Raw genomic sequence first — 23,737 nt, forward strand, 5'->3', positions numbered from 1 at the left:
TGCGTCAGCGTCAGGGGGCGATCCAGCGCGCTGCGCAGCCGCTCGCGCCGTTCAGATCGAACACCGCCCGGCGATGCCCTGCTCGCGCGAGTTCGAGCCAGTCGATGCGCGTGACCGCCATGTGGATCAGGCAGAAGTTTTCGTAGCCGTCGCCGGTTGGCGCGGTGCTGTCGAGATGCGCTTCTTCCGGTGAGTTGATCACCGTGCCGGGCGGCAACGGCGCACGATACAGCAGCAGCGTATGCGGACGGCTCGATTCCCAAATCGCACGCCGCTGTGCTTCGTCTTCGCAGATCGAGGCAATGCCTTCTGCGCGAATCTGCACGAGCGCGTCGAGATCGTTGGCGACGATCGAGAAGCGCGGATCGCGGCGCAACTCCGCGACTTTCTCCGAACGCGCATCGGTATGAAACGACAGCACGCGATCGGCACGGCTCACCTGACGCAATACGATCGTCCGAACCTTCGGCGCGCCGTCGAGGCCGAGCGTGGCCGCCTGCAGCATCGTGAACGGCGAGCGCTTCATGCTCACGCCTGATTCGAGGCAAGACCAGACGCGGTCGTATGTTTGCGCGAGCGATTCGGAGGTCGAGTCGGACATGAGGCGGCGGCGATCGTCAGTGTGTCGATCGCGGAAGCTTAACCGTTTGTTCGGGCGACGGCTCGCGTACGACGCGGGCCGCCGCGCTCGAACCGATCAGTTATAGCCGAGCACGACCGGCGCGGCATCGCCGGCATCGGTCGCCGGCTCCGCGCCGAAGCGGCCGAGCACGTCGGCTACATATTGCGGCCCGGCGCTGATCTGCGACGAGCGATGCTTTGCCGGCCGATTATCGCCCGCGCCTGACGCCGCGCCCATCGATGCCGTTTCGTTGACGGTGATATTCACGTTGATGTCTCCTCACGCGGCCAGCGCCGCACCATACGCGCGCACGAGGCGCGCAACGCCTTCCCGGATCGCATCGACGTCCGGCGCGGCGAACGACAGCCGCAGCGACGCTGCGTCGACGTTGTCCGCGAAGAACGCCTTGCCGGGTACGAACACGATCTTGTTGGCGATCGCCTGTTGCAGCAGCACGTCCGACGACACCGCGCCGATCCGCGCCCACACGAACATCCCGCCTTCGGGACGATGGAATTCGATCGCATCGCCGAACCCGTCGCGCAGTGCGTCGCACATCGCGTCGCATTTGCGCTGGTATGCGGCCGTGATGCGCGGCAAATGGCGTTCGAGCGCGCCGTCGGCCAGGTATTCGGCGGCGGCGGCCTGCGTCCACGGCGTGCTGCACAAGTCGACCGTCTGCTTCGCGATCACGCAGCGCCGCGCGATCTCGGCCGGCGCGATCGTCCAGCCCACGCGCAGCCCCGGCGCGACGATCTTCGACAGGCTCGCGAAATGCACGATCCAGTCGCGCGCGCCGTCCACTTCGCCGGCCAGCGCGAGCATCGACGGCACGGCTTCGCCCGCGAAACGCAGATCGCCGTACGGATCGTCCTCGATGATCAGGAAACGGTATTGCACCGCGAGACGCAGCAGCTTCAGCCGGCGTTCGCGCGTGAGCGTCGCGCCCGTCGGGTTCGCGAAGGTCGGAACGGTGTAAAGCAGCTTCGGTTGCGCGATCGCGCCGGATGCGAGTTGCCCGGCAAGACGGTCGACGTCGAGCCCTTCACCGTCGACGGGGATCGTCACGATGCGCGCCTGCTGCAGACGCATCGCCTGCAGCGTGGCCGGATAGGCCGGCTGTTCGGTCAGCACGACGTCGCCGGGCGAGACCATCACGCGCAGCAGCAGGTCGAGGCCCTGCTGCGAGCCGGTCGTGACGAGCAGTTCGGCCGCCGTGCACGCGACGCCGCGACGCGCCATCAGCGCGATCAGTTGCTGTTTCAGTTCGGCGAGGCCGTCGGTCGGGCCGTATTGCAGGCAGCGCACGGGCTGCGCGTACGCGCGCTCGGCGGCCGCGTTCAGGCCGTCGACGTCGAACAGGTCGCTGGCCGGATAGCCGCCCGCGAAGGAAATCATGCCCGGTTCGGACAGGTACTTGAACAACTCGCGGATCGGCGAGCCGGCGGGATTCTGGAATGAGGGAGTGAACGCGTACATGTCGTCGTGAGCTGGAGGGCGCGGACGGCCGGGATAGCCGTCAAGGGCCTGCCGCCGGGGCGCTTCTGGCGCCACGGCGGTGAATTCGAGCCACGATTGTCGATAGTCATTAAGGGCTCGGCAAACGATATCTATGCACTAGGTCTTGCGGTTTGGTCATTAAATCCCGGGTTTGGGCGTGGTGGGGCTGGGGTGTTGATGCGGGTTTCGGGGACGGGTTGGCGAGCGGGTGTTTGATTCGGGCGATTGTTTCGCCGGGCGTGGTGCGGCCTTACAGGCCTTGGGGTCGTGGCAGTTGTTTAAGGTCGTGGTCGGTGTGGATCGCGGCGTTCGTGGCGATGCCAGGGCGATATGGACCTATCCGTCATTTTGTGGGCGGGGCATATCATGAGGTGTGGCAGCCATGGATATGCCGATGAAGAAGAGACAAACCGTAGCGCGTCAGGCAGCGGCCCGAGGGCCGCTGCCTGAACTGCCCAAGGAACTGCTGGACCAGTTGGTCAAGGGTCCAATGTCGCCAGCCGAGGTTCAGGACTTGATGCTGGCGTTCAACAAGGCGGTCATCGAACGAGCGATGGGCGCCGAGATGAATCTGCATCTGGGCTACCCACCTGGCCAGCCCAAGCCGGCCGGCCAAGCCAACGAGCGCAACGGCGCCAGCGGCAAGACAGTCATCACCGATCGCGGCCCGGTTCGGGTCGAAGTCCCCCGCGATCGCGACGGCAGTTTCGAGCCGATCCTGATTCCCAAGCACGAACGCCGCTTTACCGGTTTCGACGAACGCATTATCGCGATGTACGCACGTGGCATGAGTGTGCGCGAGATTCAGGCCTTTCTGGCCGAGAGCTACGGCACCGAGGTCTCGCCCGACTTCATCAGCTCAGTCACCGACGAGGTCATGGCCGACGCGTTGACCTGGCAGAGCCGCCCGCTTGAGGTGATGTACCCGGTGGTGTTCTTCGATGCACTACGGGTCAAGATCCGTGACGACGGCGTGGTCAGCAACAAGGCCGTGTATCTTGCCTTGGGCATTCAGGCCGATGGCCAGCGCGACGTGCTGGGCCTCTGGATCGAGCAGACCGAGGGCGCCAAGTTCTGGCTCAAGGTATTCAACGAGCTCAAGACTCGCGGCTGTCAGGATATCCTGATCGCCGTCGTCGATGGCCTAAAAGGGTTGGCCGAGGCCATCGGCACCGCCTATCCCCGGACCACCGTTCAGACTTGCATCGTGCATCTGATCCGCAACAGTCTCGAGTACGCCAGCTACAAGGACCGCAAGGCGCTCGCCGCAGCACTGCGTCCGATCTACGCAGCCGCCAGCGAAGAGGCGGCAAGGCAGGCGCTGCAAGACTTCGCCGACGGTCCCTGGGGTGCGAAGTACCCGACTGTCGTGCAATCGTGGCAACGCGCTTGGGAACACGTCATACCGTTCTATGTGTTCCCGCCGGAGATTCGACGGGTCGTGTACACCACGAACGCCATAGAAAGTTTGAACATGCAGTTGCGCAAGATCATCAAGACCCGCGGTCACTTCCCGAATGACGAGGCGGCCATCAAGCTGCTCTGGCTGGCGCTGCGCAATGTCCTGGCCAAGACCGTGCGGTCCGCCTTCGACTGGAAATCAGCGATGAACCAGTTTGCTATCCTGTTCGGCGAGCGGTTTATGCAGGCGCGCGGATAACCTGTTGTTCAACCGCCTCGCCCACGAAAATGCGGACAGGTTCGGCGATATCGCCCTGGCGATCAGTCTCGCTCGGGAAACACCTGCATTCCACTCGCTAGAGCCGCGTCAAGCAGCCTTCGCGCGTGTTATAGCGGCGATCCTAATGGAAGCGCCTTGCGAACTAATCCCACTACCACTCAATCACCCACCCACACCCCGATTCGCCTCAATCACCGTCAACGCAGCCATATTCACAATCCGCCGCACGGTCGCGCTCGAAGTAAGGATGTTCACGGGAGCATTAACGCCCAACAGGAAAGGCCCCACCGCCACATTGCTCCCCGCCTCGGTCTTGAGCAGGTTATAAGCAATATTCCCCGCATCCACATTCGGACACACCAGCAAATTCGCCGCTCCCTTCAACGGCGACATCGGCAGCAGCTTCGCCCGCAGTCCTTCATCCAGCGCGCAGTCGCCATGCATCTCGCCATCCGCCTCGATATCCGGCGCCTGCTCCCGCACGATCTCCAGCGCCCGGCGCATCTTCACGCCCGAAGCCGCACTCCCTGAGCCGAAATTCGACCGCGACAGCAGCGCAACCTTCGGCGTCAGATTCAGCCATTCCATCTGCCGCGCCGCCGCAATCGTGAATTCAGCAATCTGCTCCGCATCGGGGTTGTCGTTGACATGCGTATCCACCAGCGCGACCGTGCGCTGATCGAGCAGCAGGATGTTCATCGCCGCGTAGGTCGACGCCCCCGGCTTCTTCCCGATCACCTCATCCACGAACCGCAGGTGATTGTGATACTCGCCCACCGTGCCGCAGATCATCCCGTCCGCATCGCCGAGCTGCACCATCATCGCGCCGATCAGCGTCAGGCGGCGGCGCATTTCCACGCGCGCCATTTCCTTCGAAATGCCGTCGCGGCACCGCAGCTCCCAATACTTCGTCCAGTACTGCGGAAAGCGCTCGTCATACTCAGGATTGGTCACTTCGACATCCTGACCAAGTCGCAGGCGCAGGCCGAACCGCTCGATGCGCGCCAGCAACACCTCCGGACGCCCGACCAGAATCGGACGCGCGAGCTTCTCGTCGACGATCACCTGCACCGCCCGCAGCACCCGCTCGTCTTCGCCTTCGGTGAACACGATCCGCGCCTTGCCGCCGTCACGCACCAGCCGACGCGCGGTCGCGAACAGCGGCTTCATGAACGCACCGGAGTGATAGACGAACTGCTGCAGCTGCTCGACATAGGCGTCGAGATTCGCGAGCGGACGCGTCGCCACACCGCCTTCCATCGCCGCCTTGGCCACGGCCGGCGCGATACGCACGATCAGGCGCGGATCGAACGGCTTCGGAATCAGGTATTGCGCGCCGAACGACACGTCATACGCACCGTATGCCGCCGCGACGACTTCGTTCTGCTCTTCCTCGGCCAGCCCCGCGATCGCGTGAACCGCGGCGATCTCCATTTCGCGCGTGATCGTCGTCGCGCCCACATCCAGCGCGCCCCGGAAAATGTACGGGAAGCACAGCACGTTGTTGACCTGGTTCGGGTAGTCCGAGCGGCCCGTCGCGATAACGACGTCGTCGCGCGTCTCGTGCGCCAGTTCCGGGAAGATTTCCGGCGTCGGATTGGCGAGCGCGAGAATCAGCGGACGCGCCGCCATCGCCTTCAGCATCTCCGCCGTGAGGATGCCGCCGACCGACAGCCCCAGGAACACATCCGCGCCGCCGATCACTTCGGCGAGCTTGCGCGCATCGGTTTCCTGCGCGAAGCGCGACTTGGCCGGGTCCATCAGCGTGGTACGGCCGCGATAGACGACGCCTTCGATGTCCGTCACCCAGACGTTTTCCACCGGCAGCCCGAGGTCGACCAGCAGGTCCAGGCACGCCAGTGCGGCCGCACCGGCGCCCGACGTCACGACCTTCACCTCCTTGATCGATTTCCCGACGACCTTCAGCCCGTTGATGAACGCGGCGGAAACGGTAATGGCCGTGCCGTGCTGATCGTCGTGGAAGACGGGAATCTTCATGCGTTCGCGCAGCTTCTGCTCGACCGTGAAGCATTCCGGCGCCTTGATGTCCTCGAGGTTGATCCCGCCGAACGTGGGTTCGAGGCCGGCGATGATGTCGACCAGCTTGTCCGGGTCGGTCTCGTTGATCTCGATGTCGAACACGTCGATCCCGGCGAACTTCTTGAACAGCACGGCCTTGCCTTCCATGACCGGCTTCGATGCGAGCGGGCCGATGTTGCCCAGGCCGAGCACCGCGGTGCCGTTCGTGATCACGCCGACCAGGTTGCCGCGGCTCGTGAAGCGGTGCGCCTGCAGCGGATCGGCGGCGATCGACTCGCACACGCTCGCCACGCCGGGCGTATAGGCCAGCGCCAGATCGCGCTGGGTCACCAGCGGCTTGCTCGCCACGACCGAGATTTTCCCGGGGGTCGGAAACTCGTGATAGTCGAACGCGGCCTGCTGCTGTGTCTCTGTCTGTTTCATGTTTTGGGTCCCGGCGTGGGCGCCAGGCCAGTCCCGGCGCGATCCATGAAGCTGATTCTAGGGATCTGCCATAACGTGATGATTCTGTTTTAATATCGGTCCATCACTTTTTCATGATGAATGCATGACTAGTCAATGACTTTTGACGCAAATGACGTGGTCAGACGGCTGGGCGCTCGTCTGAAGATTCGGCATCTGGTGCTGTTGTTGCAGATCCAGCAGCACGGGTCGCTGACGCGCGTCGCCGAGCACATGGCCAGCAGCCAGCCGGCCGTGACGAATGCGCTGTCGGAGCTGGAGAGCATGTTCGGCACGCCGCTGTTCGAGCGATCGTCGCGCGGCATGCGGCCCACCGCGCTCGGCGCGGTCGTGCTCGAGCGGGCGAAGGCGATGATCAAGGATCTCGACCACCTCGCCCGCGAGATGGAGGCCGTCGCCGCCGGGCACGCGGCCCATCTGCACATCGGCGTGATTCCGTTCATCTCCGGCCAGATGCTGTCGGCCGCGCTGAAGCGGTTGCAAGCGCGGATGGAGCGACGGCTGACCGTGACGATTCACGAAGGCACCAGCGATCAACTGCTGCTGCAGCTCAGGGATCACAGCGTCGACATCGTGATCGGGCGCGCGTCGTCGGCGATCGATCTGGGGCAGGTTTCGTTTGAAGTGCTGTACCAGCAGCAGCCGCGCATGATCGCGAGCCGGCGTCTTGCGGCCAAGCTCGCGCGCACGCCACTGGACTGGCACAAGCTGCACGCGCTCGACTGGATTCTCGGCGCGCCGCATACGCCGATGCGCGAACAGGTGACCGACCTGTTCCTGTCGGCCGGCATCGCACCGCCCGTGCCGATCGTCGAAAGCTACTCGTCGAAACTGATCGGCGAAATGATCGCGTCGAGCGACGAGGCCGTGTCGATCGTGCCGGCCGATATCGCGGAAGAACTGGTGCGGATCGCCGGTGTGGCGATCGTGCCTTACTCGCTCGTGTGGACGCTTCCGCCGATTGCGCTGTTTACGCGCTCCGCCGATTCACGTTCGCCCGCGCGCGATCTGCTAGTCGAGGCGCTGCGCGGCGTGTGCAAGGAGACGTACGGGGACATGCAGCGATAAGCGGCTATTTGCTCGCGGCAAGGCGGCGCAGGATTTCCGCGCGCTCGGCGGTCAGCACGTGGTCGGAGCCCTCGCCGCGGTCATAGCGCTTCGCCGTGCGATAGGAAAAGCGCTTCGAGTACTGATTGGCGGCGGGATCGAACACCCACGCGTCGACTTCGAAGAAGTGCTTGCCGAAATGATCCTCGTCCTTCTCCCAGATATAGTCCGCCCGGACAAACAGCGGATACGACGACACATCCGGCAACTTCCACATCGCGCGGTCGGCCATCTCCGTCTGGGTGACTTTCGGCATCAGGTTCTCGATCTTGCCGTTCGCGCCGACACGCAGGACGGCCACGCGCTCCAGCATCCCGCTGCCGCCACCCGAGAACATCCCCGAGAAGAACACCCACGAGCCGCCCGACGCGATCGGCAACCGCTCGGACTTCGGATCCAGGCCGAACTGGTAAAGCTCTCTGGAAGCATGGGGAAGCGGCGCCGGCGGCATCTCGAAGCATGGTGCATGGTCGGGAAGCACGCAGAGCTTCACGCCGGACAGCGGGAACCCGTCGCTGTCGAGCTTGCCTTCCACCTGCGTATAGCGCGGGAATGCAGATTCGTCAGGGGCTGCCTGAACGTCGGCGATCCCGACGACCGCAAAGCTCACGATCACCGCGAGCGTCTTGCCGGTCCTGCGCATACACCACCCTCTCTGATTTTTTGAAGGACGCGGATTGTCGATGATTCGGCAGGCTTGTGCCGACAATCGTTGCCGGGTTCACTTCGTTTGACGAGACGCCTGCGAGCAACCCGTCGATGATCCAGTCGACAGTCGATCGGCCGGCCTCTCGTACAACGACCAGTCACGGCCGTCCGACTTCAATCCGACGCGGACAAAGCCAAGCGATTCGTAGTAAGCGCAAAGCTTCGCGTTTTCAGCGTCGCAGTCGAGTCTGACGAAACGCCGGTTCGAGCCGCTCACCTCGCGGGCACACCAGTCAAGCACGAAGCTGCCAATTCCCAGCCCGTTGAAACCTTGCCGCACACATAGCCCATGCACGTACCCGGCGATCGGTGCTTGAGGCCCCCAGTGGTTGTCGTCGTCGAAACCGAGCGCGAACGTTCCGATCAACGTGCCATCCTGTTCGACGACATACACCGCTTTCTCGGCGACATTGTTTCGTACCCACCGCTCGGAGAAGCCGTCGCCCGCGTTGCCCCACACATAATCGCCATGCGCGACTTTCTTGGCGTGTGCATCGTTCCGGATCTGCGTGAGCGCCGGCACGTCGTCTGCCGTGGCCTTGCGGATGATTTTCGAATTCATCGCTCGTCTTTCCGTTGAGTCTTCGCGGCGTGGCACGACAGCCTTCATCTCGCCAAGCCGCATTCGCAATAGCAATCGTGACGCTCTTACGAAGTCGTACCCTGGAACCAACGCGAACACGGGCCAGAATAAATGAGCACAGTCGCAATCGCATTGGCGAAAAAGGACACTTCGATCAGGTTCATCCTGAACGGGAGCGCCACCACAATGAAGGCCAGCGTCGTGACAATCGTGAGGACCAGTTCCAGCGTGCGTGCCAGCTTTTGTCGTTGGCAAAGGCCGATGATCAGGCTGGCGTTCAGGAACAGCCAGAATCCCTGAACCACGGCGATCATGGCAAGGCCCTGACGCATGAGCGTTACCTTTGCCGCGGGCACTTCACCAATTTGACTGATACCCATCTTCTGAAGCCAGACTGCAAATCCGGCTTCGATGAGCCAGACAATCGTGAAGAGCGCGATGGCATGACGGATCTGCGGCGGCGCGTCCGTGTGAAACGCCGGCATGGCCTTCAGTTTGCTGATTGGCATTGTCTTTTCGGGAGGCAGATGGCCCCCGCCCCGGAATGTATTGGTATCGTCTCCGCCGCTAGCCGGCGCCGCGTAGCACCGCACGCCGACCGAGTGTAGCGCACCCGCTCTCAAGGCAATTAAAACCCGACAAAGCGACCATAGATCCCGAAGCAGGCTTCGGCGGCGAACAATAGTGAAACGACGATACAGACAACACGCCAGCCACCGCGCAAACGGGTCGCCGCGAAATACAATCCGGCCGCGCCGACAAAAAGCGTCACGGGCCAGTAGTCGGCGCCGATCAAGATCACGACGATATAAAAAGGCAAATCGATGGCGATGTCACTCATCCCGGTCGGCCCCCGTGCGCGCCTGACGCATGCGTTTGATCATGCTTTCGAGCACATCCGTCCGCGGCCGACGGATCACCCCTCCGCCTGATGACAAACCACCTCGATATTGTGCCCATCCGGCCCGATGACGAACGCCGCGTAGTAGTTCGCGTGATAATGCGGCCGCAGCCCGGGCGCGCCATTGTCCTTCCCGCCCGCCTCCAGCGCCGCGCGATGGAACGCATCGACTTGCTGCCGATTGTCGGCCACGAATGCAATGTGGAGATGCGCCGGTTTCTCGGCCGTCTGGAACAGACACAACGAAGGCTTGCCGGGCGGACTGATCTCGATCCCGTATGAAGGCTCGCCCTCACCCACCGTCACTGCACCGATCGGTGCGAGTGCCTTGAGGAAAAACGCCTTGCTGGCGGCAAAGTCGCTGACTCCGAATTTGACGTGGTCAAACATGAGATCCCCTCGGATAGACGGGCTGGCCTGCACCCGGGTGTGATGTCGAGACCACCGCGATGGTGCCACACACAGCCGGCGACCGTACACCTTCCGCTCACCAACAAAAAAAGCCCGACAGAGTCGGGCCAACGAGCGAGATACAAGGGGAATCCCGCTCACCCCTCACCGGGCGGTCACGCCGCGCCGCGTGACGTTGTCGAGATTCGGGCAATACCTGACGATCGCATGTCGATCGCCCTGCTTGCCTGAAAGGATTCGGAGAAACCGCGCTACTGCGAAACGGGCGCAGCGGATGATCCGTCCGCCGGCATTTGAGGAAGAGGTACGGCCGCCCCGCTGTTCGATCCGCCACTCGTTGCGCCCGCAGCATTCGTGCTGCCCGTTTGCCCGCGACGGCCCCGGTGCGCGCCACGCACGACCGCAGGCTCACTCGCCGCGACCGGCCGCATCGGCGGATGGGTGATGTACTGGAAATTCTCGTTGATCGCGCTATTGCCCGTGTCGTACGGCGGGTGCACAAACACACTGCTGGTAACGGGCGCACTGGCTTGGGCGAACGCTGCCGGAACGATGAACATCGCGGCGGCAGCCGCCGCTACTCGCAACGCGACGAAGCGCGCGAGCGAACCGGCATCCCGGGCAGTCGGGTGTACTGTCACGCTAGGTTTCCTCCAGTGCGCGTCCGGCTTGCGATCGTTCGACCGCCGACGATACCCGCTCGAAAAAGTTGGCCCACGCTGAAAAGCGCGGGCCGAGCGGAGGTCACACAACACCTTGGAGGGGACAAGGCGAGACCAGTCTAGCCGGAGTCATCGGAAAGAAGATTTCATGCGGGATTACAGCTATTACTTCATATGACGAAGCATGGGCTGGCGTCGTCGGCACCAGGCTGCGACACGTCGTTCGGGAGCCCGCGTTACCGTGCGACCGGCTTCCGCATCGCCGAAGGTGTGCAGCGCATCGCCGGGTTTGCTATCGTCCAATGGCGTGATGCCCCAACCCTCCACACCCACATCGAAGAAGGCGGCTCAATGATCGACCACGTCTACCTCTCCGTCACCGACATCGACAAGTCGCTGGCCTTCTACGCCGAAGCCTTGAAACCGCTGGGCTGGCACATCTTCGGCAACTACGATTCCGCGTCAGGCCCCGAAGGCGTCCCCGATCTTTACGGCCTGGGCGACGACGTGTACGGCAAGGGCAACGCGGTCGGATCAAGCATCTGGCTCCGCCAGCGCAAGCCCGGTGAAACGGGGCTGTATCTCGGGATCGTCTGCGACACCAACGAACTGGTCGACGCAGCCTATGCATCCGCCATCAAGGCCGGCGGCATCGACGAGGGGAAACCGGCGGATCGCACCTATTTCGCCCCTGGCTACTACGCGGCCAACGTCGCCGACTTCGACGGCAATCGCCTCGAGTTCGTCCACAAGGCGTGGAACCCGAAGCGGCACGCATAGCGCCAACGAGCGCGGGCTCAGGTCAGCGCGCGCCGCCGAGATGCTGCGTGAACCATTCCGCCGCCGCCCGACTGGTTGCGTCGAAGTGCTCGATATACGGCGTGAAATGGCCACCCTTGATCTGGAGCAACCGCTTCGGTTGCAGCGCGTTTTCCCATGCCTTGAGGCAAAGGTCGGTCGGCGTCAGCACGTCCTGGTCGGCGACGATCATCAGCAGCGGAGTCGGCGAGATCCGGTCGACGTACTGCCCAGGTTCGTTCTCGCGCGATAGCTCTGCACTGCGTAACGTCACTTCATTTCGCCAGTTCGGCGCAAACTGCGCGGCCGATTCGGTGAAGAACCGGTACGCATCCGCGCCGGCCATCGCACAGGCAGCCGAGGGGTCGGCACTGACGGTCGGCAACATGGCCGGCGGGCCACCCGCGAAGCGCTGCCGACGATCGTCGTCGAAGCGCGCCAGCATCGCGGGTACGAGATCGGACCGCGTGCGGCGCAAGCCCGACTGATACCCGCTGATCGTCGGCACCTGCGACACCACGCATTTCACGCGCTGGTCGATGGCGGCCACTTCGAGCACGTGGCCGCCGCTGTAACTGGTGCCCCAGATGCCGATGCGTTCGGCGTCGACATCGGTGCGCGTCAGCAGATAGCTGATCGCATCACGATAGCCACGCTTCTGTTGCACGGGGTCGATTTCCTGACGTGGAACTCCGTCGCTTGCGCCGAAGTTCTTGTGATCGTAGAGCAGCACCGCAAAGCCGCTGGCGGCGAACACCTCCGCGTAGCGGTCCAGATACTGCTCCTTCACGGCCGAAAAGCCGTGCGCCATCACGATGGCGGGCCATGCTTCCCGGTCGGCGATGCGCTGCGCCGGCGCGTAGAACCAGCCTCGCAGCGTCGTGGATTCGGACGGGAATTCGATGTCGTGTCGCGTCATGTCGGTTTGCCTCATTCGGTCGGCGGGGTCGATGACCAACACGATAAGTGCAACACGCCCAGTCCCGCGTGTTCTGGAAAGACGTTTGCTACGCGGAATCGGACAGTTTCGCGTAAGCGCTCGGCGTGATGCCGGTGAAACGGCGAAACACGGTCGAGAATGCGCTCGTCGTTTCGTATCCCAGATCGGCCGCGACGGCGATCACCGTGCAACCCGATGCCAGCAACGGGCGCGCGGCTGAAATCCGGGCCTGCTGTCGCCACTGGCTGAACGACAAGCCGGTTTCCGCGGTGAACAGCCGGGCCAACGTTCGACTCGACGCACCGACTTCACCGGCCCACTCCGTCAGCGTGCGCTGATCGGCCGGATTCGACAGGATCGCATCGCAGACGCGTGCAAGCCGCCGATCCTGGCCGGACGGAAGCCGCAACGGCTGCTCCGGAGACCATTCGATTTCAGCGAGCATGAGCTGGATGACGAGATCGTCGCGCCCAGCGGGATGCGCGTCGATCGGAAGGGACGACGCGCGCACGATCAGTTCACGCAGCAGCGGTGAAACGTTGACCAGTCGCGGTTGATTCGGGTAGGCCGGCGGGTACGCGCGCGGGTCGACGTATGCGGTTCGCATTTCGAGCTGCCCATGTGCGCGCATCGCATGCGGAAGGTCAGGCGGAATCCAGAGCGCGCGATGAGGTGGGATCATCCACATCGACTGGCATGCGAAGACTTCGGCAATGCCTGTGGTCGTGTAGACGAGTTGTGCGCGCGGATGCTGGTGCTCCGCGACGACGAAGCCGTCGGGAAACGCTTTCGGCATGACCACCGCGATGCCCGGCGCGCTCTGGTAGTCGCGCGGGTCGGTGCTCTTCTGAACGGAGGCGATACCGGCGCGCTTCGAGTTGGCTGTCGCGTTGCGCTCGATCGCGCTACCGTGGCCGCTCCGTTCGCCCTTCATCGCTCGTCCTTTCACTTGTGCGGGATGGCCGGGTCATGCGATCCCGGCGAATCGGACGAATGATACGGGAATGCCTGCTGCGTGGAAAAGCGGTCGGTCGCCGCGAGGATTGCAGCACACGACTGAATCACACAGGAACCCGCAGGATCGGAACAAATCGACCCGGGATGACTGTCGATTCTTTCTCGGCAATCTTCTCTGCGCCGAGCGCCATATAAAACGGCACCGCGTTGGGATCAGCCTCGATCACGAAGCTTCTGATTCCCTTCTCAGCGGCTTCTTTCCTGAGCTCGGACCACAGCGCACGCGCGACGCCCTGCCCCATATGATCCGGATGAACGAATAACCATCCGCGTGTAAGTTCATCGGAATCGGTCGGAGTCCTGACCCAGAACCCGATGATCCGTTCTTCAGTTTCAGCGACGTACGCCATCGAGCTTTCGATCATCTCGGGCGTCACCGTGAGATCGGCTTGCCAAAGATTCAGCCAGTCCTTGGGCTAGCCCCAGTGCGCTTTCGACAGAAATGCCAGCTTCGTGAGTTCGTCTGCATCGGCAGGACGGCCGGCTCGGATGACAAATTGGCGAAGCATCGGGTCTCCTTTCACGGTCGGCAAAGATCGACGACAATTCGCAACATCCCCCGAGTTGGGGCATCAGGCCGCAGTCGACAACATTTGAGTACAAGGTACGTCGATGAAAGTACATCAAAGCCCGATCTGGCTGCTTCTCGTCGGATGCTGTCTGCTCTCGGCATACGGCAATGTGTCAGCCGCCGATGCCGAATATATCGGCTATACGCCCACGAATCGGCCCGCCGCCACGGATGCTCGAACGTTTGTCTTTGTCGAAATCAACGAATCGATCATGCCGATCGAGCGTGGGCACAAGTACGAAGATCCGCTCGACGACGCGTTAAAGAAGGGAAATCTCGGCGAAGTTACCGGCGGCGGCAGCATGCTCTCGAAAGATCACGCGGTCGAGTGGGTCGGCATTGACGTCGAATTGACGGACCTCGACAAAGGGCTGCCCTTCCTGAAGCAAAAGCTCATCGAGCTGGGCGTGCAAGACGGCATGCTGGAATATCGCGTGCAGAATCGACGCTTCGCCGTGCCCATTCGAGACCGCTAGACTCCAGCACCGCTCAAAAACGCTTTGGCTATCGAGTACAAAGGCCACCGCCCATTGAAATGAGGGTGGCCGCAAGAACGACGCATCACATCGCGCACCGTCCCGGCAACGGTCCGGTTCGCACCAACGCTGGAACAACGCGTCAAAGAATTCGGTTCAACGCATCCGAGAACCGTTTAACCGCGCCATCGACATCATGCAGCTTGTCGAGACCAAACAACCCGAGCCGGAACGTCTTGAAGTCTTCCGGCTCGTCGCATTGCAGCGGAACCCCCGCCGCGATCTGCAACCCGACATCCGCAAACTTCTTCCCGGTTCGAATCCCGTCATCGTCCGTGTAACTGACCACGACACCCGGCGCCTCGAACCCTGCCGCCGCCACGCTCCTGAACCCTTTCTCTGTCAGCAACGCACGAATGCGTTCGCCAAGCTCGAGCTGCTCGGCCTTCACCTTGTCGAAGCCGTACGCCTCGGTTTCCTGCATCACGTCGCGCAGCGTCGTGAGGCTGTCGGTAGGCATCGTCGCGTGATACGCAAACCCGCCGCCCTCGTACGCCTCCATGATCTGCAGCCACTTGCGCAGGTCGCATGCGAAGCTGGTGCTGGTCGTCGAATCGATGCGTTCGCGCGCAAGCGGGCTCAACATGACCATCGCGCAACACGGCGACGCACTCCAGCCCTTCTGCGGCGCGCTGATCAGGATATCGACGCCACTCGCCTGCATGTCGACCCAGACCGTACCCGACGCAATGCAATCCAGCACGAACATCCCGCCCACCGCATGGACGGCGTCGGCCACCGCGCGCAGGTATCCGTCAGGCAGCATCATCCCGGAAGCCGTTTCGACGTGCGGCGCAAACACCAGATCGGGCTTGTTCTCGAGGATCGCGGCGACCACTTCGTCGATCGGCGCCGGCGCGTACGCGGCCTGGCGGCCCGCTTCGACCGGACGCGCCTTCAGCACCGTCGTTTCGGACGGAATGCTGCCCATGTCGAAAATCTGCGACCAGCGGAAGCTGAACCAGCCGTTGCGGATCACGAGGCACTTCTTGTTCGTCGCGAACTGCCGTGCAACGGCTTCCATGCCGAACGTCCCGCTGCCCGGGACGATCACGGCCGATTTCGCGTTGTAGACCTTTTTCAGCGTGGCGGAAATGTCGCGCATGACACCTTGAAAACGCTGCGACATGTGGTTGACCGAGCGATCGGTGTACACCACCGAATATTCGAGGAGACCCTCGCGGTCAACATCGGGAAGTAAACCTGGCATGCTCGCCTCCGGTGAAAGATGAACGATGGAATCAGGGCGCGCAGCGCCTGCGACTCGATACTGCTCTGCACCAATGCAATTGCGTCATTTCCTCGACGAATGCAGATTCTAACGAACGCCGCCGGCCGATTGGGGCATATTTTGTCCGCCATCCGGTTCGATGCGCGTCAATGCCGGCGCGTGCCGCGCACGTAGCCCTGTTCCGTGTAAGGGTTAACGACGCATGCGGCGGGCAGCCCATAACATGTCGACCAGACTCTTCACGACGGAATCCTCGATGACCTCCTCTTCAGCTTCGTCACTGCAGTCGTCAACCGATCCCGCGCTCGCCGAGCGCATCGATGCGGTGCTGTCCCGCCAGCTCGACACGCAGCGCCTCGTCGGCGCGGTGGTCCTGGTCTCACGCGACGGCGAACTCGTCTACCGCCGCGCAGCCGGGTTCGCGGACCGCGAATCGCGCACGCCGATGCGCGAGGACACGCTGTTCCGCCTCGCGTCGGTGACGAAGCCGATCGTCTCGGCGGCCGCGATGGCGCTCGTCGCGCAACGCAAGCTGTCGCTCGACGACGATGTGACGCGCTGGCTGCCGGAGTTCCGTCCCGCGCTGCCCGACGGCCGCGTGCCGGCGATCACGGTGCGTCAGTTGCTCGTGCATACCGCCGGCCTCGACTATCGCTACCACGAAACCGACGAGAACGGCCCCTATGCGCGCGCGGGCGTGTCCGACGGGCTGGACGGCGCATCGATCACGCTCGCCGAAAACCTGCGCCGGATCGCAAGCGTGCCGCTGCTGTTCGCGCCCGGCACCAACTTCAACTATTCGCTGTCGATCGACGTCATCGGCGCGGTGATCGAAGCCGTCTGCGGCGTGCCGCTCGCCGACGCGATCGATGCACTCGTGCTCCACCCGCTCGGTGTGCGCGACACGGCTTTCGTCGCACGCGATCCCGCGCGGCTCGCCACGCCCTACGTCAACGACACGCCACGGCCGCACCGGCTCGCCGAGAACGAAGCCGTGCCCATCGCCGAAGGGACCGTCGGCGTCACATACTCGCCGGCGCGCGCACTCAACGCGCAGGCGTTCCCATCGGGTGGCGCCGGAATGGTCGGTACGGCCGGCGACGCGCTGACCGTGCTGGACACGCTGCGCGCGGGCGGCGGCGCCATCCTGCCGGCCGACCTGGTCGACGAGATGGGCCGCGTACAGACCGGCGACTTCGAATTGGCGGATCTGCCCGGCGCGGGTTTCGGGATCGGGTTTTCGGTATTGCACGACCCGCAGGCGGCCGCATCGCCGGAATCCGTCGGCACATGGCGCTGGGGTGGCGTCTACGGTCATTCGTGGTTCGTCGATCGCGCACGCGGGCTGACCGTCGTGTCGCTGTCGAACACGCTCTACGAAGGAATGAACGGCCAGTACACGCTCGATCTGCGCGATGCCGTCTACGGCGCGGGGTAACACGTCGAACAACATGCGGGCCCGCGCCGAAAGGCACGGGGCCGGCGGAGACAACGCGACACCTTGGGAAACGAGCGGCCGTTGGCGCGATTATTTCGCGCCGGCCGCGTTCGGCAAGACGAACTCGACACGCCGGTTCAGTTTGCGTCCATCCGGATTGTCCGCACCGTTTTTCAGCGTGTTGGACGCGACCGGGCGGCTGCCGCCGAAACCCTTGACCGACAGCCGCGATTTTTTCGCGCCGTGTGTCGTGAGCCAGTCGGCCACGGCATTTGCCCGTCGAACGGAGAGATCCCGGTTATAGGAGGCGGAGCCTTTGGAGTCGGTATGCCCCTCGATAACGACCGTGCCGGCGGGAATCGACGTGATGAGCCGCAGAATGTCCTGAAGCGTCGGCTCGGCGGACGGCTGGATACTGGCCTTGTCGAAATCGAACAGGACATCGCCCAACATCGACACCCTGACGGCCGTTTTGTCCTGCCGCACGGACAAACCACTGTGCTGTGCGGCGAGCCCGGCAACCTGGGCGTTCAGATCCAGGCTGGCGCTGTTCGCATCGGACGACAACCCCTTCAGGTCCAGTATCGTCGGCTTGAGATCACGGATGTCCCGAGTGGAGGAAGGCTCCTGCGCGAGAACCCCGCTCGCGGTCGCCATCGACATCACTACCGCGAGAGCTGCTTTGATCGCTCGAGTCATCGCTATCGATCGGTGATCTTGATGCCGTCGAGGGTCTCGACATTGGGGATCGTCAGCGACACCTTGGTGATGTTTTTCGGCGGGGCCGGAAATTTGCCATACCAGGTGCCGGCAATGGCGGAATCCTTCGATGCACTGAGGATGACGCGAGGATTGGTCAGCGGCTGATTATGGCTATCCGTCAGCAACAGGTGTTTCTTGTTGCCGGCAAGAACATAGAAACTGTTTTCGTAATCGCTTTTGCTGATCGAGCCATAAAGCGGTTCCGTCTTGTGATCGACGATCGGCTTGAACCGCACCTTGATGGTCAGAATATCGCCTTCTCGAACCGCCTCGATCACCTGAGCCTCGGCCGCGCCGCCCGACGTGACACCGGTAGCCAGTGGCGTAGCGGCCGCCGTCTGGGCCTGAACCGACGTGATGCCAGCCAGCCCGGTGGCCGCCAGCAGTGCACCCACCATCGTGCAAACGCGCGCTGCGTTTCTGATCGGAGTCACGATCGCCATCCTCTTTTGATCAAGGTGATTGGTCACGCGCATTAATTACCGAATAAATTCCACGAAGCGCTTATTCGGGAATATTTGCCCGCATTCCGAAATACAGCATTTGGTAAGGAAAATATCAGACTATTGCAAGGGAAGGCAACCCGTGAAATTCATACCCGCTTCGGATGTCGCGCACGGCAATGACGGCCATGCGCACGCCGTCATCGTCCATCGCGTCAGTGCGACAACGCGACAACGCGACAGTTAATTTGCATTGCGAATCAGTTCGGAAGCGGCAAGGAAGAAAACCGGGCGGGAGAAAACCGAAGGGCGGGCGCGGGCTCGGCAAGCGACACCCCGCAAGCAATGAAAAAAGGCCCGACACAGTCGGGCCAATGGGTTTGAGACACAAGGAGAATCCCGCCCACCCCACTTCCGGGCGGTTACGCCGCGCTACACGACGTTCTTTTCGACGATCGGCCGGTTTTCCAGCACGCGCGCCCAGCCGAGCGACGACAGGTCGAGCGTGTCGTAACGCCCGCCCAGAATGAGTTCACTGACGCCCCGCCCCGTCGCCGGCCCCTGCTGCAGCCCGTGGCCGCTGTAGCCGTTCGCGAACACGACGTTGTCGAGTTCGGGGTGGTAACCGATGATCGCGTTGTGATCGAACACGTTGTACTCGTAGTACCCGGACCAGCAATTCTCGACACGCAGCGCCTCGAATTCCGGCACGCGATTCGCGAGCGTCGGCCAGATCACCTCGTCGAACAGGTCGTGGTCGACTTCATCGAGCGGCAGGTCGTCCGGATCGCGATCGGGGCTCGGTGACGTGCCGCAGATATACGTGCGCCCTTCCGGCCGGAAATACACGCCGCTCGGATCGATCAGCAACGGACAATCGGTGAGCTTCGCCGGCGACGACACGTTGAAGATGCTGCGGCGCCGCGCAAACACCGGAATATCGATACCCATCATCGACGACAGCGTGCGCGTCCACGCACCGGCTGCGTTGACGAGCGTGTCGCACGCGTAACGTTCGCCGTCGCCCGTCACGACATGCGTGATCCGGCGGCCGTCGCGCACGACGTCCTTCACATCGGCCGGCACGTAGCGGGCACCGAGCGCCTGCGCCTTCTTGCGCAGCGCCTGCACGAGCCCGTAGCCGTCGAACCAGCCTTCGCCGCTCACGCCGTACGCACCCGACACCAGATCGTCGACGTTCAGCCACGGAAACTTCGCGCGCAGCGCATCGCCGTCCATCAGCCGGATATCGGCACCGAGGCTCGTCTGCAGCGCATGATTCTCGCGCAGCGTCGCATCGCCGGCCGGCGTCGCGAGGAACAGGTAACCGCCTTCGTGCAGGTCGATCGACGGCCGGTTGCCGTCCACTTCGAGCCGCTCGCCGATCGTGCGCAGGAAGTCGATGCCGAACAGCGACATCTCGATCGACAGCGGCGTCGAGAACTGCTGGCGAATCGACGCGGCCGACAGCGCCGACGACGATCTTGCATAGGTGGGGTCGCGTTCGATGACGGTCACGGCGACCGTGGGATCGGTGGCGCGCAGGAAATAAGCGATCGAACTGCCGATCACACCACCGCCGACGATGACGACTTGAGAACTCACGACTGACTCCGGTTGCACGTAAAAGGCACGGCCTGCCGACCGCGCCCGTGGGTTGTTCGTACCGCGTCGTGCGCGGCGTCGCGTGGGCAGAGTGCCCCGGCGATCGCTTCGGCTATTTCAGCACGTCCCGCATCGCCGCGAAAGTCTGCTCGCGCGGATTGCGTTCAGTCCGCCGATTTCGTCGTGACGGGCTGCCACGCGGCGTTCTTCACTTCATACAGCGTCGAGCTCGGGTTCTTCAGGTCGCCCGTGTTCGTGAACGCGATCGTGCCCGTGATGCCGTCGTAGCGCGTGCCCTTCAGCGCGCCGTTGAAATCGGCCGGCTTCGTCGAGTTCGCTTTCTGCATCGCGTTGATCGCGATCCACGTCGCGTCGTAGGCGAACGGCGCATACGCGAGCATGTCGACGCCGTACTTCTGCTTGAATTTCGTTTCGAACTGCTTGCCCTTCGCAAGACGCGACAGCGGCTGCCCGTATTCCCACACCGACGCGCCTTCGGCCGCATTGCCGGCGAGCTTGATGAAGTTCGCGTTCATCACGCCGCCGCCCGCGAGAAACTGCGCGCGGATGCCGAGCTGGCGCATGCGCTTCACGAGCATCGCGGCCTGCGCGTCGAGGCCGCCGAAGAACACGAGATCGGCGTTGGTGCTCTTGATCTTGGTGAGCTGCGCGCTGAAGTCGACGGCCTTGTCGTTCGTGAATTCGCGCGCGACGATCGTGCCGCCGTTCGCCTTCACGGCCTTCTCGAATTCGTCGGCTTCGCCCTGGCCGAACGCGGTGCGATCGTCGATGATCGCGATGCGCTTCGCCTTCGTCACGCTCGCGGCGTACGTACCGGCGTTGCCCGCGTTCTGCGTATCAGTCGCGATCACGCGGTACACGGTGCCGAGCCCGGCGCGCGTGATGTCGGGATTGGTCGCCGACGGCGTAATCATCGGAATGCCGGCCTTCGCGTAGATCTTCGACGCGGGCAGCGTCGTGCCCGAATTGAAGTGGCCGATCACGACGGCCACCTGCGCGTCGGCGAGTTGCTGCGCGGCCTGCACGCCGGTGCGCGGATCGCTCTGGTCGTCCTGCGACGCGATCACGAACTTCACCGGCTTGCCACCGACCGTCGTGTGCGCGGCATTCGCTTCGTCGACCGCCATGCGCACGCCGTTCTCAATGTCCTTGCCGTAGGCGGCGCCGCCACCCGTCAGCGGGCCGGCCACGCCGACCTTCACGACCGTTTCCTGCGCGTGGGCGGCGCCCGTCTGGAACGCGAGGAGCGCGGCGGTCAATGCAACGCCGGAAAGCGAACGAATGCGGAACGTCATGGCAATCCTTCTTCTGTGGGTCGGGGTGCAACGCGCGCTTGCCGCGCGTCGGCGACCTCTTGCGCGCCGGTGATGTCTTGCGCTGCCGGGGTGCAATTTGATGCGCCCGACCGGCCGGCCGATCACCGCGATTCCGTCTCCGAAGAACCTTTCATCGCGAAAGAGGTGAATGGATTGTGGATAGCCAATACCCGTGCAGCAAACGAAATATCGGAACTATGTTGTGAGGATTTGTCATCAAGTTCCGCGCGCGCGGCCGACCCGCGGCCGCGCAGTGGCGGGCCGTGGGTGGAAAACCTCAATGGGGAATGGCGGTAGCGCCCTTTGGTAAAGGCCGGCCGTGGTCATGCCGATCGCGCATCACCGTACCGACGGCGGCCCGGCCGGCCATCGTGACGCCCGTGGCGGGCGCCGCGTCATCGGTCAGTGCCGATCGGCGCCCGTGCGCCTGCGCACCGCATCGGCCGCCTCGCCGGCCTTTTCCTGGATCTTGCCGGCCTGCTGCTCGGCGATGCCTTCCGCTTCCGTCCTGCGGTCGCCCGTCACCTTGCCGAGCGCTTCCTTGACAGAACCCTTGACCTGCTTGAGCTTGCCTTCGATGCGATTCCTGTCCATGGTCGTCTCCTGCGATGGGTTGGAGAGAGCCGGCGATGTGGCGGCCTGCGCCGCGCCGCCGAGTGGACAGGATCGCAAGCGAACGCAGCGCGCGGCAGATGCGGATGCACCAGTGTGCGTGGTGCATTCGTACCGTCGGCGTCAGTCCTTGCCCTTCGTCCCGCCCTTGTCGCCGCGCGCGCCGTTCGCTTCGGCCGCGCCGACGATCCCGCGCTCGCGCGCCCACACGATCGCCTCGCCGCGGCTGTGGACGTCGAGCTTCGCGTAGATCGTCGCGACGTGATTGCGCACGGTGTTCGGCGCGAGCCCGAGGCGACCGGCGATCTCCTTGTCGGCGAGACCGTGGCACAGCAGGTCGAACACGTCACGTTCGCGCGCAGTCAGGTCCGACAACTGCGCGCCTGCGTCGGGCGCATTCGCGCGCCGCACGTTCGCGAGCTTCTCGATCAGCGTGCGGCTGAACCACGATGCATCCTGCATCGCGGTCTCGATCGCATAAACGAGTTCCATCTCGGTGCGCTTGCGATCGCTGATGTCGAGCAGCGCGACGAGCAGGCAGTCGCGGCCGTGAATCGCAACCGGATCGGCCGACACGACGCAATCGCGCACGTCGCCGTCACGCGTGCGAATCTGCACGTCGGCGTTGCGTACGTTGCCGTCGCGCGCAAGCCGGCCTTCAATGCGCTGCCACGCGCCGCGCTCGGCCCACAGCCCGATCTCGTCCGCGGACTTGCCGAGCAGGTCGTCCTGCGCATGGCCCGTCATCGCGGCGAATGCGCCGTTCACGTCGAGCAATTCGAAGCGGTCGGCCGTGACGATCGCGGTCGCGACCGGCGCCATCCGGAATGCCGTCGCGAAGCGTTCCTCGCTCTGCTTGAGCGCGCGCTCGGCCTGCTTGCGCGGCTCGAGATCCATGAACGTGAACAGCATGCATGCCTCGTCGTTCATGTCGATCGGCTGCCCGGCGACGACCACCGCCTTCGTGCCGCCGTCCGCGAGTTTCAGCACGGCTTCCATCTGCGGGATCGTCGCGCCTTCGCCGAGCCGCTCGATCGCGAGCTCGCGCCGCTCGGCCTGTTCGAGCACGTCGACTTCGTACACCGAGCGGCCCAGCACGTCGTCGCGCGCGTGGCCCGTCATGTCGAGAAAGCCCTGGTTGACCTTCACGTAGCGCAAGTCGTCGAGCCGGCAGATCACGGCCGGCGCCGGGTTCGCGTTGAAGGTGCGCTCGAAGCGCTCCTCGGCGCTCGCCCATTCGGTCGCGTCGTGCAGCACGAGCGCGAGGCAGTCGGGTTCGCCGGCCGCGTTCGTCAGCACGAGGCTGCGGATGCGGTGAACCCAGCTCACGGTTTCATCGGCGGCCGATTCGACTTCGACCGTCACGTCGCTGAACTCTTCGCCGGCGATCACGCGATCCATCGGATAGTGGCCGTCGCGCACCGGATGGTTGTTCCGGTAGCGCAGCCGGAAGCGCTCGCGGTATTCGGTAACGGTCGCACCGAGCGCCTTCAGTTCGGTCACGCCGTGCATCGCGAGCGCGGCCTCGTTCGCCCACACGATCCGCTGGTCGGGCTCGACCAGGATCACGCCCTCGGTGAGTCCCGCGATGATCTGGTGCAGCTGGCGACGGTCGGTATGCGACTTGAGCGCCTGTTCGTTTACCTGTTCGTTCATCGAATGGTTCCGCTGGGTCGACACGCGCCGGCCGGCGCGTGGGGCGATGATCGCTTGCCGCGCATCGGCACGACAGGCGCGAATGCACTAGCCGTCATAGTACATTCGCACGGC

At 63.7% G+C, this 23,737-nt stretch carries 24 protein-coding genes and 1 pseudogene; 5 read left to right on the top strand and 20 right to left on the bottom strand.

From position 1 onward, the window contains the following. Positions 1-10: 10 nt before the first annotated feature. The 3 genes from KEC55_RS24790 to KEC55_RS24800 all read right to left on the bottom strand — a co-directional run bounded on the left by KEC55_RS24790 (position 11) and on the right by KEC55_RS24800 (position 2,101). Positions 11-601, bottom strand: coding sequence for a pyridoxamine 5'-phosphate oxidase family protein (locus tag KEC55_RS24790; RefSeq protein WP_282507774.1), 591 nt, complete (start codon positions 599-601; stop codon positions 11-13). Between the two features lie 96 nt (positions 602-697). Then, positions 698-889 (bottom strand): hypothetical protein, encoded by a 192-nt coding sequence (locus tag KEC55_RS24795; RefSeq protein WP_096475692.1) that lies wholly within the window; start codon positions 887-889, stop codon positions 698-700. Positions 890-901: 12 nt separating this feature from the next. Then, complete coding sequence (locus KEC55_RS24800; RefSeq protein WP_282507775.1) at positions 902-2,101, bottom strand: PLP-dependent aminotransferase family protein; 1,200 nt, start codon at positions 2,099-2,101, stop codon at positions 902-904. Between the two features lie 409 nt (positions 2,102-2,510). Between KEC55_RS24800 and KEC55_RS24805 the strand changes: the two genes are divergently transcribed. Next, on the top strand, positions 2,511-3,782 hold the full coding sequence (locus KEC55_RS24805; protein ID WP_282507486.1) for an IS256 family transposase: 1,272 nt from the start codon (positions 2,511-2,513) through the stop codon (positions 3,780-3,782). Between the two features lie 183 nt (positions 3,783-3,965). On the opposite strand, the gene KEC55_RS24810 is transcribed toward KEC55_RS24805, so the two are convergent. After that, positions 3,966-6,266: an NADP-dependent malic enzyme gene (locus KEC55_RS24810; RefSeq protein WP_282507776.1), complete on the bottom strand. Its 2,301-nt coding sequence runs from the start codon at positions 6,264-6,266 to the stop codon at positions 3,966-3,968. A gap of 135 nt (positions 6,267-6,401) precedes the next feature. Between KEC55_RS24810 and KEC55_RS24815 the strand changes: the two genes are divergently transcribed. Next, entirely contained in the window at positions 6,402-7,373 is a 972-nt protein-coding gene (locus tag KEC55_RS24815) for a LysR substrate-binding domain-containing protein (RefSeq protein ID WP_282507777.1), read from the top strand. A gap of 4 nt (positions 7,374-7,377) precedes the next feature. On the opposite strand, the gene KEC55_RS24820 is transcribed toward KEC55_RS24815, so the two are convergent. The 6 genes from KEC55_RS24820 to KEC55_RS24845 form a co-directional block, all read right to left on the bottom strand. Next, on the bottom strand, positions 7,378-8,055 hold the full coding sequence (locus tag KEC55_RS24820; RefSeq protein ID WP_282507778.1) for a hypothetical protein: 678 nt from the start codon (positions 8,053-8,055) through the stop codon (positions 7,378-7,380). 78 nt (positions 8,056-8,133) lie between these two features. Further along, on the bottom strand, positions 8,134-8,682 hold the full coding sequence (locus KEC55_RS24825; RefSeq protein WP_282507779.1) for a GNAT family N-acetyltransferase: 549 nt from the start codon (positions 8,680-8,682) through the stop codon (positions 8,134-8,136). Positions 8,683-8,768: 86 nt separating this feature from the next. Further along, positions 8,769-9,212 carry a hypothetical protein gene (locus KEC55_RS24830; RefSeq protein WP_282507780.1) on the bottom strand — a complete coding sequence of 148 codons (444 nt, stop codon included), beginning with the start codon at positions 9,210-9,212 and terminating at the stop codon, positions 8,769-8,771. 119 nt (positions 9,213-9,331) lie between these two features. Next, the gene (locus KEC55_RS24835; RefSeq protein WP_282507782.1) at positions 9,332-9,544 is read right to left on the bottom strand and encodes a hypothetical protein; all 213 of its coding nucleotides are present in this window, start codon (positions 9,542-9,544) and stop codon (positions 9,332-9,334) included. Positions 9,545-9,619: 75 nt separating this feature from the next. Beyond that, positions 9,620-9,994 (bottom strand): VOC family protein, encoded by a 375-nt coding sequence (locus KEC55_RS24840; protein WP_282507783.1) that lies wholly within the window; start codon positions 9,992-9,994, stop codon positions 9,620-9,622. 272 nt (positions 9,995-10,266) lie between these two features. Beyond that, positions 10,267-10,656: a hypothetical protein gene (locus tag KEC55_RS24845; protein WP_282507784.1), complete on the bottom strand. Its 390-nt coding sequence runs from the start codon at positions 10,654-10,656 to the stop codon at positions 10,267-10,269. 195 nt (positions 10,657-10,851) lie between these two features. Here KEC55_RS24845 and KEC55_RS24850 point away from each other — a divergent pair, with 195 nt between their 5' ends. Further along, positions 10,852-11,457, top strand: a complete 606-nt coding sequence (locus KEC55_RS24850; RefSeq protein WP_282507785.1) for a VOC family protein — start codon at positions 10,852-10,854, stop codon at positions 11,455-11,457. 22 nt (positions 11,458-11,479) lie between these two features. On the opposite strand, the gene KEC55_RS24855 is transcribed toward KEC55_RS24850, so the two are convergent. The 3 genes and pseudogenes from KEC55_RS24855 to KEC55_RS24865 all read right to left on the bottom strand — a co-directional run bounded on the left by KEC55_RS24855 (position 11,480) and on the right by KEC55_RS24865 (position 13,941). Beyond that, positions 11,480-12,394, bottom strand: coding sequence for an alpha/beta hydrolase (locus tag KEC55_RS24855; RefSeq protein WP_282507786.1), 915 nt, complete (start codon positions 12,392-12,394; stop codon positions 11,480-11,482). Positions 12,395-12,482: 88 nt separating this feature from the next. Then, positions 12,483-13,349, bottom strand: a complete 867-nt coding sequence (locus KEC55_RS24860; RefSeq protein WP_282507787.1) for an AraC family transcriptional regulator — start codon at positions 13,347-13,349, stop codon at positions 12,483-12,485. 127 nt (positions 13,350-13,476) lie between these two features. Beyond that, a pseudogene (locus tag KEC55_RS24865) lies at positions 13,477-13,941 on the bottom strand (GNAT family N-acetyltransferase). A gap of 103 nt (positions 13,942-14,044) precedes the next feature. Here KEC55_RS24865 and KEC55_RS24870 point away from each other — a divergent pair. After that, complete coding sequence (locus KEC55_RS24870; RefSeq protein ID WP_282507788.1) at positions 14,045-14,479, top strand: hypothetical protein; 435 nt, start codon at positions 14,045-14,047, stop codon at positions 14,477-14,479. A gap of 142 nt (positions 14,480-14,621) precedes the next feature. On the opposite strand, the gene KEC55_RS24875 is transcribed toward KEC55_RS24870, so the two are convergent. Next, positions 14,622-15,749 (bottom strand): aminotransferase class V-fold PLP-dependent enzyme, encoded by a 1,128-nt coding sequence (locus tag KEC55_RS24875; protein ID WP_282507789.1) that lies wholly within the window; start codon positions 15,747-15,749, stop codon positions 14,622-14,624. 277 nt (positions 15,750-16,026) lie between these two features. Between KEC55_RS24875 and KEC55_RS24880 the strand changes: the two genes are divergently transcribed. After that, on the top strand, positions 16,027-17,208 hold the full coding sequence (locus KEC55_RS24880; RefSeq protein ID WP_282507790.1) for a serine hydrolase domain-containing protein: 1,182 nt from the start codon (positions 16,027-16,029) through the stop codon (positions 17,206-17,208). A 90-nt stretch (positions 17,209-17,298) separates the two neighbouring features. On the opposite strand, the gene KEC55_RS24885 is transcribed toward KEC55_RS24880, so the two are convergent. From KEC55_RS24885 to KEC55_RS24910, 6 genes are all read right to left on the bottom strand, one after another. Beyond that, positions 17,299-17,907, bottom strand: a complete 609-nt coding sequence (locus KEC55_RS24885; RefSeq protein WP_282507791.1) for an OmpA family protein — start codon at positions 17,905-17,907, stop codon at positions 17,299-17,301. A 2-nt stretch (positions 17,908-17,909) separates the two neighbouring features. Beyond that, the gene (locus KEC55_RS24890; RefSeq protein WP_282507793.1) at positions 17,910-18,440 is read right to left on the bottom strand and encodes a hypothetical protein; all 531 of its coding nucleotides are present in this window, start codon (positions 18,438-18,440) and stop codon (positions 17,910-17,912) included. Positions 18,441-18,845: 405 nt separating this feature from the next. Further along, positions 18,846-20,018, bottom strand: coding sequence for an NAD(P)/FAD-dependent oxidoreductase (locus KEC55_RS24895; protein ID WP_282507794.1), 1,173 nt, complete (start codon positions 20,016-20,018; stop codon positions 18,846-18,848). A 164-nt stretch (positions 20,019-20,182) separates the two neighbouring features. After that, positions 20,183-21,334, bottom strand: coding sequence for a branched-chain amino acid ABC transporter substrate-binding protein (locus KEC55_RS24900; protein ID WP_176051341.1), 1,152 nt, complete (start codon positions 21,332-21,334; stop codon positions 20,183-20,185). Between the two features lie 423 nt (positions 21,335-21,757). Further along, positions 21,758-21,949, bottom strand: a complete 192-nt coding sequence (locus KEC55_RS24905) for a CsbD family protein (protein ID WP_282507795.1) — start codon at positions 21,947-21,949, stop codon at positions 21,758-21,760. A 141-nt stretch (positions 21,950-22,090) separates the two neighbouring features. Continuing rightward, positions 22,091-23,623 carry a PAS domain S-box protein gene (locus tag KEC55_RS24910; protein ID WP_282507796.1) on the bottom strand — a complete coding sequence of 511 codons (1,533 nt, stop codon included), beginning with the start codon at positions 23,621-23,623 and terminating at the stop codon, positions 22,091-22,093. Between the last annotated feature and the right edge of the window lie 114 nt (positions 23,624-23,737).

The organism is Burkholderia cepacia (assembly GCF_029962485.1).
Lineage (GTDB): Bacteria > Pseudomonadota > Gammaproteobacteria > Burkholderiales > Burkholderiaceae > Burkholderia.